General features: G+C 65.0%; 12 protein-coding genes and 2 pseudogenes. 9 read left to right on the plus strand and 5 right to left on the minus strand.

All coding sequences use genetic code 11. From position 1 onward, the window contains the following. Positions 1 to 16: 16 nt before the first annotated feature. Both PV963_RS25015 and PV963_RS25020 read right to left on the minus strand, forming a co-directional pair. Entirely contained in the window at positions 17 to 514 is a 498-nt protein-coding gene (locus tag PV963_RS25015; protein ID WP_274817985.1) for a hypothetical protein, read from the minus strand. A gap of 234 nt (positions 515 to 748) precedes the next feature. After that, positions 749 to 994, minus strand: a complete 246-nt coding sequence (locus PV963_RS25020) for a DUF7660 family protein (RefSeq protein ID WP_274817986.1) — start codon at positions 992 to 994, stop codon at positions 749 to 751. A gap of 549 nt (positions 995 to 1543) precedes the next feature. Between PV963_RS25020 and PV963_RS25025 the strand changes: the two genes are divergently transcribed. Then, on the plus strand, positions 1544 to 1900 hold the full coding sequence (locus PV963_RS25025) for a PadR family transcriptional regulator (protein ID WP_189944291.1): 357 nt from the start codon (positions 1544 to 1546) through the stop codon (positions 1898 to 1900). Beyond that, positions 1897 to 2847, plus strand: a complete 951-nt coding sequence (locus tag PV963_RS25030) for a hypothetical protein (RefSeq protein WP_274817987.1) — start codon at positions 1897 to 1899, stop codon at positions 2845 to 2847. Before PV963_RS25025 ends, PV963_RS25030 begins: the two co-directional genes overlap by 4 nt. Positions 2848 to 3512: 665 nt before the next feature. Here the strand turns inward: PV963_RS25030 and PV963_RS25035 are convergent. Further along, complete coding sequence (locus PV963_RS25035; protein WP_184986216.1) at positions 3513 to 4484, minus strand: GlxA family transcriptional regulator; 972 nt, start codon at positions 4482 to 4484, stop codon at positions 3513 to 3515. Positions 4485 to 4582: 98 nt separating this feature from the next. Here PV963_RS25035 and PV963_RS25040 point away from each other — a divergent pair, with 98 nt between their 5' ends. The 5 genes and pseudogenes from PV963_RS25040 (at position 4583) to PV963_RS25055 (ending at position 8357) form a co-directional block, all read left to right on the plus strand. Then, complete coding sequence (locus tag PV963_RS25040) at positions 4583 to 5434, plus strand: dienelactone hydrolase family protein (RefSeq protein ID WP_274817988.1); 852 nt, start codon at positions 4583 to 4585, stop codon at positions 5432 to 5434. 4 nt (positions 5435 to 5438) lie between these two features. Further along, positions 5439 to 5555, plus strand: a pseudogene (locus PV963_RS25045) (helix-turn-helix domain-containing protein); the annotation flags it as partial. Between the two features lie 30 nt (positions 5556 to 5585). Continuing rightward, on the plus strand, positions 5586 to 6755 hold the full coding sequence (locus tag PV963_RS25050) for a site-specific integrase (RefSeq protein WP_274822112.1): 1170 nt from the start codon (positions 5586 to 5588) through the stop codon (positions 6753 to 6755). A 420-nt stretch (positions 6756 to 7175) separates the two neighbouring features. Further along, a pseudogene (locus PV963_RS44040) lies at positions 7176 to 7655 on the plus strand (esterase/lipase family protein); the annotation flags it as partial. 12 nt (positions 7656 to 7667) lie between these two features. Then, positions 7668 to 8357 carry a hypothetical protein gene (locus PV963_RS25055; protein WP_274817989.1) on the plus strand — a complete coding sequence of 230 codons (690 nt, stop codon included), beginning with the start codon at positions 7668 to 7670 and terminating at the stop codon, positions 8355 to 8357. Between the two features lie 172 nt (positions 8358 to 8529). Here PV963_RS25055 and PV963_RS25060 read toward each other — a convergent pair whose 3' ends face one another. Continuing rightward, a complete protein-coding gene (locus PV963_RS25060; RefSeq protein WP_274817990.1) occupies positions 8530 to 9348 on the minus strand; it encodes an SUMF1/EgtB/PvdO family nonheme iron enzyme in 819 nt (272 codons plus the stop codon). Positions 9349 to 9837: 489 nt separating this feature from the next. Between PV963_RS25060 and PV963_RS25065 the strand changes: the two genes are divergently transcribed. Continuing rightward, positions 9838 to 10470: a hypothetical protein gene (locus PV963_RS25065; protein ID WP_274817991.1), complete on the plus strand. Its 633-nt coding sequence runs from the start codon at positions 9838 to 9840 to the stop codon at positions 10468 to 10470. Next, positions 10451 to 11611 (plus strand): helix-turn-helix domain-containing protein, encoded by a 1161-nt coding sequence (locus PV963_RS25070; RefSeq protein WP_274817992.1) that lies wholly within the window; start codon positions 10451 to 10453, stop codon positions 11609 to 11611. Before PV963_RS25065 ends, PV963_RS25070 begins: the two co-directional genes overlap by 20 nt. 61 nt (positions 11612 to 11672) lie before the next feature. Here PV963_RS25070 and PV963_RS25075 read toward each other — a convergent pair whose 3' ends face one another. After that, on the minus strand, positions 11673 to 12920 hold the full coding sequence (locus PV963_RS25075) for an XRE family transcriptional regulator (protein WP_274817993.1): 1248 nt from the start codon (positions 12918 to 12920) through the stop codon (positions 11673 to 11675). Positions 12921 to 13019 lie beyond the last annotated feature (99 nt).

The raw sequence follows: 13019 nt of genomic DNA on the forward strand, positions 1-13019 counted from the left end.
ACGGCCCGCCTCTCGCTCATAGGCCCGCCGCGGAGGCGGTGTCGTTGGTCGCTGTGCCTCTCTGGTGCGACCGCATTGCGGTTCGCAGAGCTTCGAGTTCGTTTCGTGGAAACGGCCGGCCCCATTGAGCCTCATAGGCTTCTTCGCCCTGCTCGTGATCGATTCGGTCGAAGGCTCGGACGGCGGACCGTGCGAGTGCCGTGATTGTGTGGCGGCCCGACCAGAGAACTTCCCCTGATCTGTCCGGAGCTTGGGCGCCGTCGGCCAGGACCAGGCGGACGTCGACCACAGATTCGTCTCTGTGGAAGAACCACCGGTACACCTGTGGCTCTCCCTCCAACGCGGCGCGTGTTTCCTCGTCACCGAGGACGAGCCGGGCAACGGCGTAGAGGAACTGCTCGGGTCCGTCGGCAATGTAGGAAGCGATGGCCTCCGCCTCGCCGTGATCATCAGCCACCTTGACGACGGCCCAGCCTTGACTGCCCAATGTCCACGTGATCGCTAGAGACGACATCTCGCCCTCCTCCGGGGTGACTCTATGGACTCAGGCGCTGTGCGGCCGAACCCTCAGCTTGGGAAGCTCGGGTTCCCGGTGGGAGGCTGCTTGGCTGAACTGCGGTGGAGCGGGCGCGGGGCCTGACTGACCGGCGGCCTGGTCCCCGTCATTCCCCGTGGTTCCCCGCACGATCTGGCACGTTTCTGGCACGGGCGCGGCCGTCCGATCTGTGCGTCTGCCGTGAGCCACGGGCTACTCGTAGGTGGTCGCAGCTCGTAGAGCTCGTGCGAAGAAGCTCCAGTCACCGGCGGGCAGATTGCGGGCGGCGTTGTCGTACCAGCCGTCCGCGTCGTCGATCCATGCTGCCAGCGCCTCCAAGAAACTCGCGAGGTCCGCGTTCTCCCATGAGTGGCCCTCCTCGGTGTGGCTCCGGTGGAGGGCACGGACGAAGGCAGCCAGGTCTTCTCTGCTGTCGACGTGCTCAGGAGAAGTGGTCATGAGAGGCACCCTACTTGGCATGTCCGCGGTAGGGCCGAGCCTGGTGAGCACCGCTTTAGGAGTTCGATCCGCCCTCGGCCAGCCTGCCTCGTGTACCGGTGCTACGACTGGCCGCCGTCTGTTGTGGCCGTCCGGGGGCGTTGATGTCAGCGGAACAGTTCCGGCACGGGGCAGACCTCCAGAGGCTCGTCCGGCCGGTCGACCCAGCACCACCAGACATGCCGACTGGTACACCTCCATAGCGTCCGGCAGGTCCGTCGGCCATCTTCCTCCGGCTGAGATAGGACGAAGCCGCCGGACCTCATCGGCTGGCTGCACTCGGGACAGGCCGGGGCGTCGGTCATGCGGCGCACCCTAACGGAGCGCCCTCTTCGTCACGAACTATCGGCTGGTTGGCCATTGCCGTCCAGGACACGACTGGGCGATATCAGCCCGCTGACGTGCCGCCGCCACAGCGGCGCAGGCCCCCAGGCAGCGGATCGGGCCTCCGGGCGGCAGAACGATGAATCGATCGACAACATATGCCGGTCGCTGATATATATAGGCGGCATGAATGAGCGACCGCTTCAGGAGCCGACGCTGCTCCTGCTCACTGCCCTGGCCGACGAGCCCAGGCACGGCTATGGACTGATTCAGGAGATCGACGCGATCTCCCAGGGCCGTGTGCGGATGCGCACCGGTACTCTCTACGGCGCGCTGGACCGGCTGGTCCAGCAGGGCCTGATCCGGGTCGAGCGCGAGGAGGTCGTGGACGGTCGGGCGCGCAAGGTCTACGCCCTCGCCGAGGCCGGCCGAGACGTGCTGGCCGCCGAGACGGAGCGGCTGCGTGCTGTCGTCGCCGAGGCGGAGCGTCGACTGGCCGCCCGTCGCGCCCACGCCATCCGCCCGAAGGGGGCCCTGGCATGACGCAGCAGCACAGCTCACTCGCGTTCCGCTGGGCACTGCGCCTCCATCCGGCCGCCTACCGCGCTGAGCACGAAGCCGAGTTGACCGCGATCTATGCCGAGGCGACGCAGGATGCCGGCCCGCTCGGTCGGCTGCGCGAGGCGCTCGATGTCGCCGGCCATGGCCTGCGGCGGCGCACCGGCCTGGGCTCCGACCGGATGGCGGGTCAGGTCCTTGCGCAGGCGGCCCCGCTGGCTATCGCCGTGGCGACGGGTAGCTTCGTGGCGGGCCTGTTGTGGCTCTTCGCCCCCGGCGTCCGGACCTTGCCGGCGTCCTCGCTCCCGAATGTGCTGAGCCTGGCCAACACGGGCCTCACGCCGCTGCTCTGGCTGGCGACGCTCGCGGCTGTCTGGACCGGGCGCTGGACCGTGGCCCGTGCACTGGTCGTGCCGCCGATGGTGCTGTGCCTGGCCGACGTCCTGCTGGCGGCGTTCACCTCCTCCGGCTTCCACGGCACCCCCTCGATCGCAGTGATTCGACTGGCCGTGCCGCTGCTCACCGGCGCCGTCGTCCTCGCCGCACCCAGGGATCTGCTCGGCCCCTCCCTGTCACAACGTCGCACGATCATGGGAACCACCGCCCTGGCGGCCGTCCTGGTGTCGGGCGGGCAGCTCGTCGACATGTACTACCCCTTTACGCTGGGCGTTCTCAGCGTCATCGGCCCGCTGTGGACCGGGGTCCTGTGGGCCGGGGTCCTCGCGATCGCCCTGCTCTTCGGCACGCGTAACCGGTTGACCGTCGCGGGCGTGGCGGTGGCCGTGCTGCCCACCACGCTGCAGGTGACGGTCCAGCTCACCCCTGCGGGCGTGGTTGTCCTGCTCCTGGTCCTGCTCAGCAGCACGGTGCCCTTCCTCCGCGCGCGCCGGCGCCACTTCCAGTCAACCCCGCCAAGCCGGATGCGATCTTGAAAACCGTCGTGGCAGCGATGTCACCGTGAGTTCAAATCCCACACCCACCGCAGATGAATGGCCCCTGACCAGGTAATTCGGTCGGGGGCCGTTCTCCTGTGCGTTGTCCATCGGTCACCGTGGTTCCTCCTAGTTCCCGGTCGATCGGGCACGGCAGGGGCACGGGGACCTTCTGATCCGTAGCTCTACAGAGATCGGTCATTGAAGGTCATACAGGCTGCCGGGAAGCCCATGAGGGGCGGCGTGGGGCGCTGCCGGTGGCTGGGGTTGCTGTACCTCGCTGCTGTACCTCAGCAGGGTCAGCAGCGCCGTCATCCGCAGCCCGAGTGCCGCCACGCGCTGACCCTGCGTGTCCGCCACCACCAGATGCGCTGCGTGGTCGGCAGGTATCTCGTGAGCCGAGACCCGCAGCCTCATCTCAGGGCCGGGATGCCCACGGGGGATGCCCAAGACTGAAGGCCCGTTCACCCTGAAGTCGGCGATGTGCTCGCCGGGCACCTCTACCGAGTCACCGAAGGCGATGGCACGCTCCCACGCGGGTCAGGGCCTTGTCCACGGCGACGTTGCCCGCACGACGCCTGGGGTGGGTCGCCCTCCGTGCCGGTACCGCGAGCGCGGATGGACGCAAGGTCGCTGGCGAATCCCGCACCAGGGGATGGCCGCGATCAGTTGGCACCACGCCGGAAGGTCGCGCGGTAGTCCCTTGGGCGTTGTCCGGTGTGCTTGGCGAAGAGAGCGGCGAAGGTCCCGGGGTCCTTGTATCCGACCGTGGTGGAGATGCTGGCGACGGTTCGATCCGTGGTCTCAAGCAGGTGGCGGGCACGGCGGACGCGCGATGACTGTAGGTACTCAAGAGGACTCCGGCCGGTCTCGTCAGCGAAGCGCCGCAACAGCGTCCGAGTGCTGACCCTGAACGCGTCCGCCAACGCCGCGAGGTCGTATCGGGCGGCGAGGTCCTGGTCGAGTCGTCGCATGACCCTGCGGGAGAACTCGTTTCCGGGATGCGGAAGAAGTCGCGCGTCGACGTATGGAGTCTGGGAGGACCGCGCGTCGTCGACGAGCGCCACCCGCGCGGTTGCCCGTGCCACGTCAGCACCGCTGTGTTGGCGGATCAGTTCCAGCGCGAAGTCGTACATGGCACTGAAGGCCGCGGTCGTCGTCACCCCCTTGTCGGTGACGACCAGACGTTCGGGGCGGACGTCGGCTTCCGGACAGCGTTGAGCCAGTTCGTCGGCGAGAAGCCACGCCGTCGTAGCCCGGCGCCGGTTGAGAAGCCCTGCCTCGGCGAGCAGGAAGGCGCCGACACAGATCGAGACGACGGCGTTACCCGCAGCGGTGTGTGAGCGGATCGCCGCAATCTCAGGGGCGAGGGCCGTGAGTTTCGCGTCCACGTCGAGACCCGGCACCAGCTCGAATCCCGGCACGACAAGAACGTCGACCTCGCGGAGCGGAGCGACGGCCAACGCCACACCGCCCGATGCGGTGATGCGACGACGAGGTGAAACGACCGACACCTCGTAGCCCGAGCGGTCCGGACCGGCAACGTGCGTGGCCATCGTCAACAGGTCGGGCACGCCGAACACCTCGGACGCGAAGCAGCCCGGGTAGGCCAGAACGCCAACCCGCAGCGCGCTCATGGTCGCCTCCTGACCACCACGCCCTGTGGCGAGATCGCCCCTCTATATGGCGATCCAGCCTATCGCCTTGTGCGGGTTCATCAGTCCACGCTGTCGCCATGACCGCTTCCAACGGACGTCTTGGCGACGCGATCACGGACTTCTCCCACCGGCTGGTCGACGTGGCCGGGGTGGTGAAGACGGTGCATGTCGCCGGTTCTGGGCCGGCCGTCGTATTGATGCCGGAGATGCCTGGTATCAGCCCCGACGTCCTTCGGCTGGCGCGGTGGGTGCGGGATGCGGGTTTCACCGTGTACCTTCCCTCGCTCTTCGGGACCGACGGTGCCCATCCCACGGTCGAGGGTGGGCAGGAGGTGATTCGCCGGGCGTGTGTCAGTGCCGAGTTCAGTGCCTTTGCCGGGGGTGGTACCAGCCCTGTCGTGGCGTGGCTGCGTGGGCTGGCGAGCCAAGCCCACGCCGAGTGTGGCGGTCCCGGAGTCGGTGCGATCGGACTGTGCTTCACGGGCAACTTCGCACTCACCATGGCGATTGAGCCTGCCGTCATCGCGCCGGTGGTCAACCATCCATCACTGCCGTTGGACGATCCCGCCGGACTGGAGATGAGCGAAGAGGACGCGCACGCGGTCCAGGAGCGCGTTGCACGCGACGGACTGAAGGTCCTCGCCTACCGCTTCGACAACGACCGTTGGTGCACCGGGCAGCGTTTCGCCGCGTACGGAGCCCTACTCGGCGACGCCTTCGACGGCCGCGTCCTTCCAGGCGTTTCTGCGAACACGAACCCGCCCCCGTTCTTCCGTGATGTGGTGGGGTCCCCCCACAGCGTGGTTACCGCCCACCTCGTGAACGAGGACGGACACCCCACACTGAAGGCCAGAGACGAGATCCTCGCCTTTCTGACCGAACGGCTGAGCCGGACCGGGCACTCGAAGGTCAATCGTCAAGGGCTGTAGGCAGGTGACGGCCCGTCTCAGGCTCGGCCGGTCCACGGTGTACGACCTGATCCGTACGCGGCAGCTGCCCTCGGTCACCATCGGCCGATGCCGGCGCATCCAAGCTGTCGCTTTGCGTGACTTCATTGCGGGACATGGAGCGTGCGGCCTGATGACCAAGCGCCGGAGCCGCGGAGATGGCGGCCTGCACTGGGACGAGAAACGGCAACGCTGGATCGCCACGGCGAACCTCGGCTTCGATCCGAGCGGCAAGCGGATCGTCAAGCGGGGGAGTGGCAAGACTAAAACGGAGGCGAAGAACAAGCTCAAGGAGGTGTTGCGGGACCACGAGGACGGCCTCGCGATCGCGCCTACCAACCACACGGTCAAGGACGCGGTGACGGACTGGCTCACCTACGGCCTGGCCGGTCTCGACCCGCGCACCGTCGAGACCACGACGCTGCTGAGCCAGAAGCACGTCATCCCGTCACTCGGCGCACGCAAACTCCGCGACCTCAGCGCGGAGGACGTAGATCGCTGGCTGGCTGCCAAGGCGAAGATGCTCAGCACGCGCACTCTCCAGACGATCCACTCGTGCCTCAACCGTGCGGTCAAGCGGGCCATGGCTCGGGACAAGGTGAAGCGGAACGTCGTCGAGCTGTGCTCGGTGCCCCAGGGGCAAGCCGGGCGCCCCTCCAAGGCGCTCACCTTTGCTCAGGCCGAGGCCGTGCTCAAGGGTGCCGAGGGGACCTCCATGTACGCGTACATCGTCGTTGCCCTGCTGACGGGTGCCCGTACCGAGGAGTTGCGGGCGCTCACCTGGGACCACGTCTTCCTCAAAGGCAAGCCGGATGCGGACCCGCCGCAGCCTCCGCACATCGCGGTGTGGCGCTCGGTCCGGCGGGGAGGGGACACCAAGACCCGGAAGTCCCGGCGCACGCTGGCTTTGCCGGCGCGCTGCGTCGAAGCCCTCTGGCAGCAGTTCGAAGATCAGAGATGGGATCGGCTGGCGGCCGGCGACAAGTGGGAGGAACAGGGACTCGTCTTCTCCTCGGCCGTTGGCAAGCCACTGGACGCGTCCAACGTCCGCCGTGCCTTCCGCCAGGCGCTCAAGGGCATCGACGGGATCGATGCCAACGAGTGGACGCCTCGGGAGCTCCGGCGCAGCTTCGTGTCGCTGCTGTCCGACCGTGGCGTCCCGCTGGAAGTGATCTCCCGGCTCGTCGGGCACTCAGGGACGGCCGTGACCGAGGAGGTCTATCGGAAGCAGATCCGACCCGTGATCCAGACCGGCGCCGTGGTCATGGACGGGATCTTCGGCGCTGATCCGCAGCGGCCGTAGACACGCGGGAATCGGTAGTCACGCAGATAGACACGCACGCGAAAACAGATGAGCACCTCCGAAATTTCGGAGGTGCTCATCTGCTGTTTCACTGTCGGGGTGGCGGGATTTGAACCCACGACCTCTTCGTCCCGAACGCGATGTGACCTCTGCATAGCCCGGCTGAGCTGCCCTTTTAGCTCCTGGACTGTCCAGGACTGTCCACACCGGTCTCGCCGCGTCTGCCTCGTTTGGCCCCCCGTTTGGCCCCCCGATGCGGGCCCCGACGACTCGGAGAGCGCTGCCGGCATCGTGCTATTGCTGCTGCGACAAAGGAGAACCTCCGCGCTGGGGCCTCTGAAAGCTCTTGACTCCTCAACACTGTGAGCCCGACACTCTTTCACCTAGGTCGTACTGCAAGGTTCCCCCGAAAGGGTCCAGATGCCCCGCAGCAGCCCACTTCGCCGCTTCGTGAATCTGTTTCGGAGTAGCCCCAGCGTTCAGAAGGGGGAGCGCGGGAATATCAGAAGGGATACCTTCCGGCCCGTTGCAATTCTAATCCACGGCACTTTCGCGGCGAAGGCTACATGGATTGAACCCGACAGCGAAATCGGGGAATACCTGTCTAGGAGCGGGATTCGAGTAATTCCTTTTAGGTGGTCGGGAAAGAACTCTCACCTCGAGAGAATCCGGGCGGCAAATGACCTTTCTGGACTGGTCCAGAAGACCCGGGCGCAGGGGGACTGTGGGCCGATCTGGCTCGTCGCGCACAGTCACGGCGGGAATGTCGCCGTAATGGCAAGAAATGTTCTACCTGCCCGGTCGGTGCAAGTAATTACGTTGGCGACACCTTTCATTTGTGCGTCTGAACGTAAGGACTCGAAAACGCGGCTTCCAAGCGGGTGGGAGATGCGAATTCAAGAGTATATGGCAATGGCCTTCATTACGGGTACCCTCTATGCCGCGTTTGAGAACCCGGGTGCACTCGTGCGATGGATCTTTCTCTCCGCTCTGGCTATGCTGAGCGTGGGGATGTTGGTGTATTACCTGGGCTCTGTGAAGTCCAAGCAAGTAATCGCAGAAAATCGGAAAATGTTCTGCCCGGATCGAGTCCCTGACGGAGACGTTCACGTCATCAACTTGCCCCGAGATGAGGCGCGCATGGGGATCGGCATGGGGCAAACGATGTCCTGGCTAGCAAAATTGACATCGAGCACCCTTCATCGGGCTCCTTTCTTCAGTGCAGCGATTTTCCTAGTTTTGGCAACTGCGATAGCTTCGCTAATTGAGTTCGACCTGATAGGGAATGCAGCGCTCTGGTTCTTCGTCGTGGTTTCCGTGGCAGGGGTGCTCGCCACGTACGTCCTGATTTGGGCCGACCTGTGGATGTTGGTTTACGGGCTCGACGGCCCTTACGCTGCAATCAAGTTTCATGTATCTGTAGAGCAATGCCCTTTCGGAAGTTCGACGATTCATCAATTGGGAATCGGGTATCGCAGTTCATTAATGGATAGTAAAGGGATGATGCATACGCGGATTTATGAGGAAGTTAGCGTGGTTCGCTGTGTAGTCGACATCATTTTGGGGCGTCCTCTATTGGCGTTTAGGTCGTCGCCGATCTAAGGTCTCAGATTGGTGCCCCAGACGTTCAACGGCGATCTTCGCGACGATTAGGCGCGGCGAAGCCTCCCTCCGGTCAAGGTTGACGCGGAGGGAGGTTGATTGGCGTCAGCCGTGTTGCCTCTTGGTGGGAGTCATTTGCTCAGGTGATGCTACGCAGCGAAATCCCGTGTCGTCATCGTGCATCGTGTCGCTGATCGTTCGTTGCAGCGGGCGCCCCTCGGAATAGCGGACTAGTAAAGGCGCTGCCTCGAAGTTCGTATCTCCCGGGGGTGGTCGGTGAGGCTAACCATTCCCATACGTTTCCCACCATGTCGTAGACCCCGTAGGGCGAAACGCCGCTGTGGTACCGGGAGACAGACGTCGTGCATTCGACGCCGGTCTCTCGGACGTTGCACTTAGCGGCGGTCTTCTGGTCGCCCCACGGGAAGACGCGGCCGGCGGTTCCGCGGGCTGCCTTCTCCCACTGCTCGGCAGTGGGCAGCGCCTTCCCGGCCCATGCCGCGTACGCGTTCGCGTCTTTCCAAGTCACGTGCACCACAGGGTGGTCGTACAGCTCGCGGGGGCATCGCCCGTTCTCCCAGTGCTGCGGCACGGGATGGCGGGTGGCGGCGCAGAACCGCGCATAGTCCGCGTTGGTCGTCGGGAAGGTGTCGATGTGGAACTCATCGACCCATACCGGGTAGTCGTCCTCGCCCGACAGGAAGATTCCTTCCGGGACGTGGGCCATGAGCTTCCCGTCGCCGGGGTGCTTCACGTACTCGCCGCTGAGCGGCTGGTCTTCGTCGGGCTCGATGATGGCCTGAGTGGGAATGTCGTCGGCCGCGAGGATGCCCACAAAGCGCCCCTGAGCGTCCTGATCGGCTTTGGCGAGCAGGGTGTCGAGGGCAGCTTGATTCACCATACGCAGGGTGGCTTGCTCGCCGTCTCCCTCCCACCGGGAAACGATGCGGTCGGAGACTCCGAGCTTCTCGGAGAACTCCATCAGGCTCATGCGCGCGGCTTGGCGCAGCGCCTTAACTTCACGGCCGGTCCATTTCGTAACGAGTGGCATCGGTACCTCTGTCGTGAATCGCCGCCCCTCGGAGGGGCGGCGGTACGCGGCTACAGGCGGTCGCCGGGGATCCCGGCGTAACTGTCCCTCAGTGCGTCGAGCACCGGGTGGTTCTGCGGGAACTTCACGTCGTCGAGCGCGCTCACGGCACGCACCCCGATCGTCGTGTTCGTGGCGAACGCGATCGGGCCTGCTCGTGACCTTGCCGTGGGGTACTGACGTGCCCGTTTCGGCTCCGGCGTCGTCCACTACCGTCCGGGACGGTCTGGGTTCGGCCGCATCGTTTGGCCCCCTGTTTGGCCCCCCGGCTGTGCGCTTCAGGGGCCCGTCCTGGACGGTCCGTCTTCAGCACACTCCCTGGCTACTTCCCTGGGCGACACCGCTCAAGGTGGTTGCAGGTGTGTGATCGGCGGTTATAAAATAACCGCTATGCTCACACCTGAAGACGCGTCATTTATCACGGCCGCAACCGAGGGCCTCTCTGAACCTCTCTACGCTGCGCTTGACGATGGCTACACAGCGGCGCACGCGCACTTCGACGAGCACGGCATGGTGGGAGACGGGTACTCGAAGGGGCGAACTGACCTCGCTCGGGACCATGCGCGTCGGTACGTGGAGCGTCTCCACGGTGATCGGAAGCACCTCGGTGGGTGGGAGCCAATCAACGGTTCCAGCGGGCGGTTCCACTTGCGCAACGGCATGCTCACTCTGCGCATCCTGCATGCAACGCCCTATGACCTGATCCCTGCCCCGGGGCGCAACAAGGCTCGCATCAGCTACTACTACAATCGAGCGGTTGACCTGTTCGGCGTCGAAGCGAGTAACCTCCTGGCCGTTTGGCTGTCGCCCCGCGAAGAGGGTGGGGAGATCTCCGTGCGCATCGTGCGTCCGATCGGGGAATGGAAGCCCGGTCGGCCGCCGAAGTTCGACCTCGATTTCGAGCTGCCGCGTGAGACTGAAGCGTTCACGGACTGGGAGTTCGTGCCGGACGACAAGGGCATCGTGCTGCCCTTCGAGTTCGACGAAGATGAGCGCGAAGAGGGTGAAGGAAGTGGTGCATGATCCTGCGGAGCGGATCCGGACGCTCCGGCTCCTCATGGGGTTGACCCAGGGGGAGCTGGCTCAGGCCGCAGGCGTGTCTCAGCCGATGATCTCGCAGATCCAGAAGGGCACCAAGGGCGTCACTGACGACCTGTTGGGGCGGATCGCTGAGGCAACGGGAACACCACGCTCATTCTTCGATGTCGACCCGACCGACCTGCCGACTGACACCCTTCTGTTCCGCAAGAAGGCAAGTGCATCAGTTCGTGAGGTTGGTCGGGTCGAAGCGACTGTTCGAGAGGCTTATCGGGTTGCAGCGCGGCTCCTCACTGAGACGCGAGTGCGCCGGACAACTCTGCCTAGGGCAGAAGGGAAAGTCTCTCCTGACGCCATTGAGGACCTTGCCTCTGCAACGCGAGATGCGTTGGGTATTGGCCAGGATGGTGTTCTTGGGCACGTTATCCGATCCTGTGAGCGAGCGGGAATTCCGGTCGTGCCTCTTGTGCTTGTCGACGCTCAAGGGCACGGGGAAGATATCGTTGTCGGACATTCTGGGGTCTCCTGTTGGCGGGGGCAGGCAGAGCCTTCCCTGATCAGCTACTTCTCAGCCGGAAGTGGCGATAGGCAGCGATTCACAGTGGCCCATGAGCTTGGGCACCTGGTGCTGCATCCAGCAAGGAGAGCGGAGCTTTCCTCTAAGGAGGCAGAGGCAGAGGCTCATCGGTTCGCCGGGGCCTTCTTGCTTCCCCGCGTACGTGCTGATGAGGCGTTTTCAGGTCCTCTGATGCTTCGGGACTTCGCCGCGCTTAAGAAGCGTTGGGGTGTGTCCATCCAGGCGCTAATTCAACGAGCGTACGACCTCGGATATGTTGATAGTGATCGCCGAGAAAGTCTATACAAGCAGATTGGCGCCCGGGGGTGGCGCACCAGTGAACCTGTTGCTGTCCATCCTGAGCAGCCATCTTTGATGAGAGCGATGCTGGCTCGTCGCTACGGTGAGCCGCCTGCTGTTCTTCAAGCATCAGAGGACTTGGGAATTCACCCTGTCCTGATGAGGTCACTTGCCCCGGAAAATGCTGCTAACCCGGCTCCGAAAAAAGCGGCCAATGTCATTAGTCTAGGTGAGCGCCGTCAGCGTGTAGCACGTCTTAAAGCCTTATAGAACGGGGGCCCGCTCGTTGAGAGCGGGCCCCTTGGCGTCTTTGGCAGTAGAAGCAACCCAATTAGCGAGGCATGAAGCCCGGCTTTTGTTCGGCAAGCGAGTGAAGCCGTTCTAGGTAGCCCTGCGCCGCTGGCTCTGAGCTATACCGCCGCCTCATCTCGGCAGCGAGTTCGCGGCTCGTCATGATGAGCGACGGAACCGACTGGCGGTCCCCTTCGAGGGCCCGCTCACCCATGATGAGTGCCTGCTCCAAGTCGCCCTCACGCGCCGCCGTGACTCCGAGCGTGACCCGCGCTTCGGCGTTGCGCATCGGTGAGCGCTCGGTGCCGTCGAAGTCTGTTCCCGCCCTCAGCACCTCTTCGGCGAGCGTGCGCGCAAGCTTGTCTTCGCCGACCAGGCGGTAGCAGTCCATCGCGTAGAAGTCGAACTTGGCTGGGTCCACCACGAAGTGGTTGTCCAGGTTCTCGGGGTAGGGCATCCCTTCGAGCAACCGCCGCCCCTTGTCCAAGGCCACCTCGACCTGCCGGCGGTCCCCGATCCGCGCCCATGCCTTGGCCTCCTGGGCTGCGAGCTGCACGGCCACGCCGTGGTGCGCTGCCGTCTCGGCTCCGGCCCGCGCCGCGGCGATGACGCCGCGGTAGTCGCCGGTCGTGAGGGCGAACCATGCCCGCATCTCGTGCGCCCACCCGGCGACCTCCGCATGGTCGGCCTCCGTCGCGAGCGAGAGCGCCGCCTGGCGCGTCGACTCGGCCGCGTGACGGGCGCCTGTGTCGTACTCGACACAGCCGACCAGTAGCGCGAGCCAACCGGACAGTGCGAGAACCTCGCGGTGCTGCGCGAGCGTGAGGCTCTTCGTGTGGAGTTCGACGACACGGCGCAGCCACTGGCGCCCCTCGATGAGAAGCTGCTCGCTCGGCATGAACGGGTACTCCGAGGCGAGCCTGTCGGCCGTGATCCGCAGGGCATCAAGCGTGGCGTTGTCGACGTCGGACCGGTTGAGACGGCTCATGATCTCCAGCGTCTCCATGCCGGACGCTGCCAGGATCTCCCTGTCACCGTCCCGCCGTGAGGGCGCCGGGAAGAGCGCGTGCGTCACGGTGCCGAAGAGGGCCGCGATGATCGGTTGGTAGAAGTCGTTCGGCATCTGGCCTGACTCCCAGCGCTTCCACTGGCGAATCATGCTGTCTTCCGCGGGGAGCTCCGTGGGAGCGTGCGCCCGAAGCGCCCTTACCGCGTCACGCTGCGACCAGTCACGGGCCGCTCGTTCGGCAGCGATGCGCCGCGCCCATGCGGGCCTGTCGTCGGTCATGTGCCCTCCTCCGAGTGCCTACTCCGAGTCTCACCCGCGAGCCAGGGGGACAGGGAAGGGGACACAGGGGTGTCACTGGACATGTCCCCACCTCCGCTT

Origin of the sequence: Streptomyces coeruleorubidus, from assembly GCF_028885415.1 — a bacterium.
Taxonomy (GTDB): Bacteria; Actinomycetota; Actinomycetes; order Streptomycetales; family Streptomycetaceae; genus Streptomyces; species Streptomyces coeruleorubidus_A.

What these genes read in the sequence shown, in the direction of transcription:
- PV963_RS25075 (WP_274817993.1), bottom strand. Translation starts at nt 12,920, where the DNA reads ATGACCGACGACAGGCCCGCATGGGCGCGGCGCATCGCTGCCGAACGA.
- PV963_RS25025 (WP_189944291.1), top strand. Translation starts at nt 1,544, where the DNA reads ATGAATGAGCGACCGCTTCAGGAGCCGACGCTGCTCCTGCTCACTGCC.
- PV963_RS25040 (WP_274817988.1), top strand. Translation starts at nt 4,583, where the DNA reads ATGACCGCTTCCAACGGACGTCTTGGCGACGCGATCACGGACTTCTCC.
- PV963_RS25030 (WP_274817987.1), top strand. Translation starts at nt 1,897, where the DNA reads ATGACGCAGCAGCACAGCTCACTCGCGTTCCGCTGGGCACTGCGCCTC.
- PV963_RS25015 (WP_274817985.1), bottom strand. Translation starts at nt 514, where the DNA reads ATGTCGTCTCTAGCGATCACGTGGACATTGGGCAGTCAAGGCTGGGCC.
- PV963_RS25035 (WP_184986216.1), bottom strand. Translation starts at nt 4,484, where the DNA reads ATGAGCGCGCTGCGGGTTGGCGTTCTGGCCTACCCGGGCTGCTTCGCG.
- PV963_RS25020 (WP_274817986.1), bottom strand. Translation starts at nt 994, where the DNA reads ATGACCACTTCTCCTGAGCACGTCGACAGCAGAGAAGACCTGGCTGCC.
- PV963_RS25055 (WP_274817989.1), top strand. Translation starts at nt 7,668, where the DNA reads ATGGCCTTCATTACGGGTACCCTCTATGCCGCGTTTGAGAACCCGGGT.
- PV963_RS25065 (WP_274817991.1), top strand. Translation starts at nt 9,838, where the DNA reads ATGCTCACACCTGAAGACGCGTCATTTATCACGGCCGCAACCGAGGGC.
- PV963_RS25060 (WP_274817990.1), bottom strand. Translation starts at nt 9,348, where the DNA reads ATGAGCCTGATGGAGTTCTCCGAGAAGCTCGGAGTCTCCGACCGCATC.
- PV963_RS25050 (WP_274822112.1), top strand. Translation starts at nt 5,586, where the DNA reads ATGACCAAGCGCCGGAGCCGCGGAGATGGCGGCCTGCACTGGGACGAG.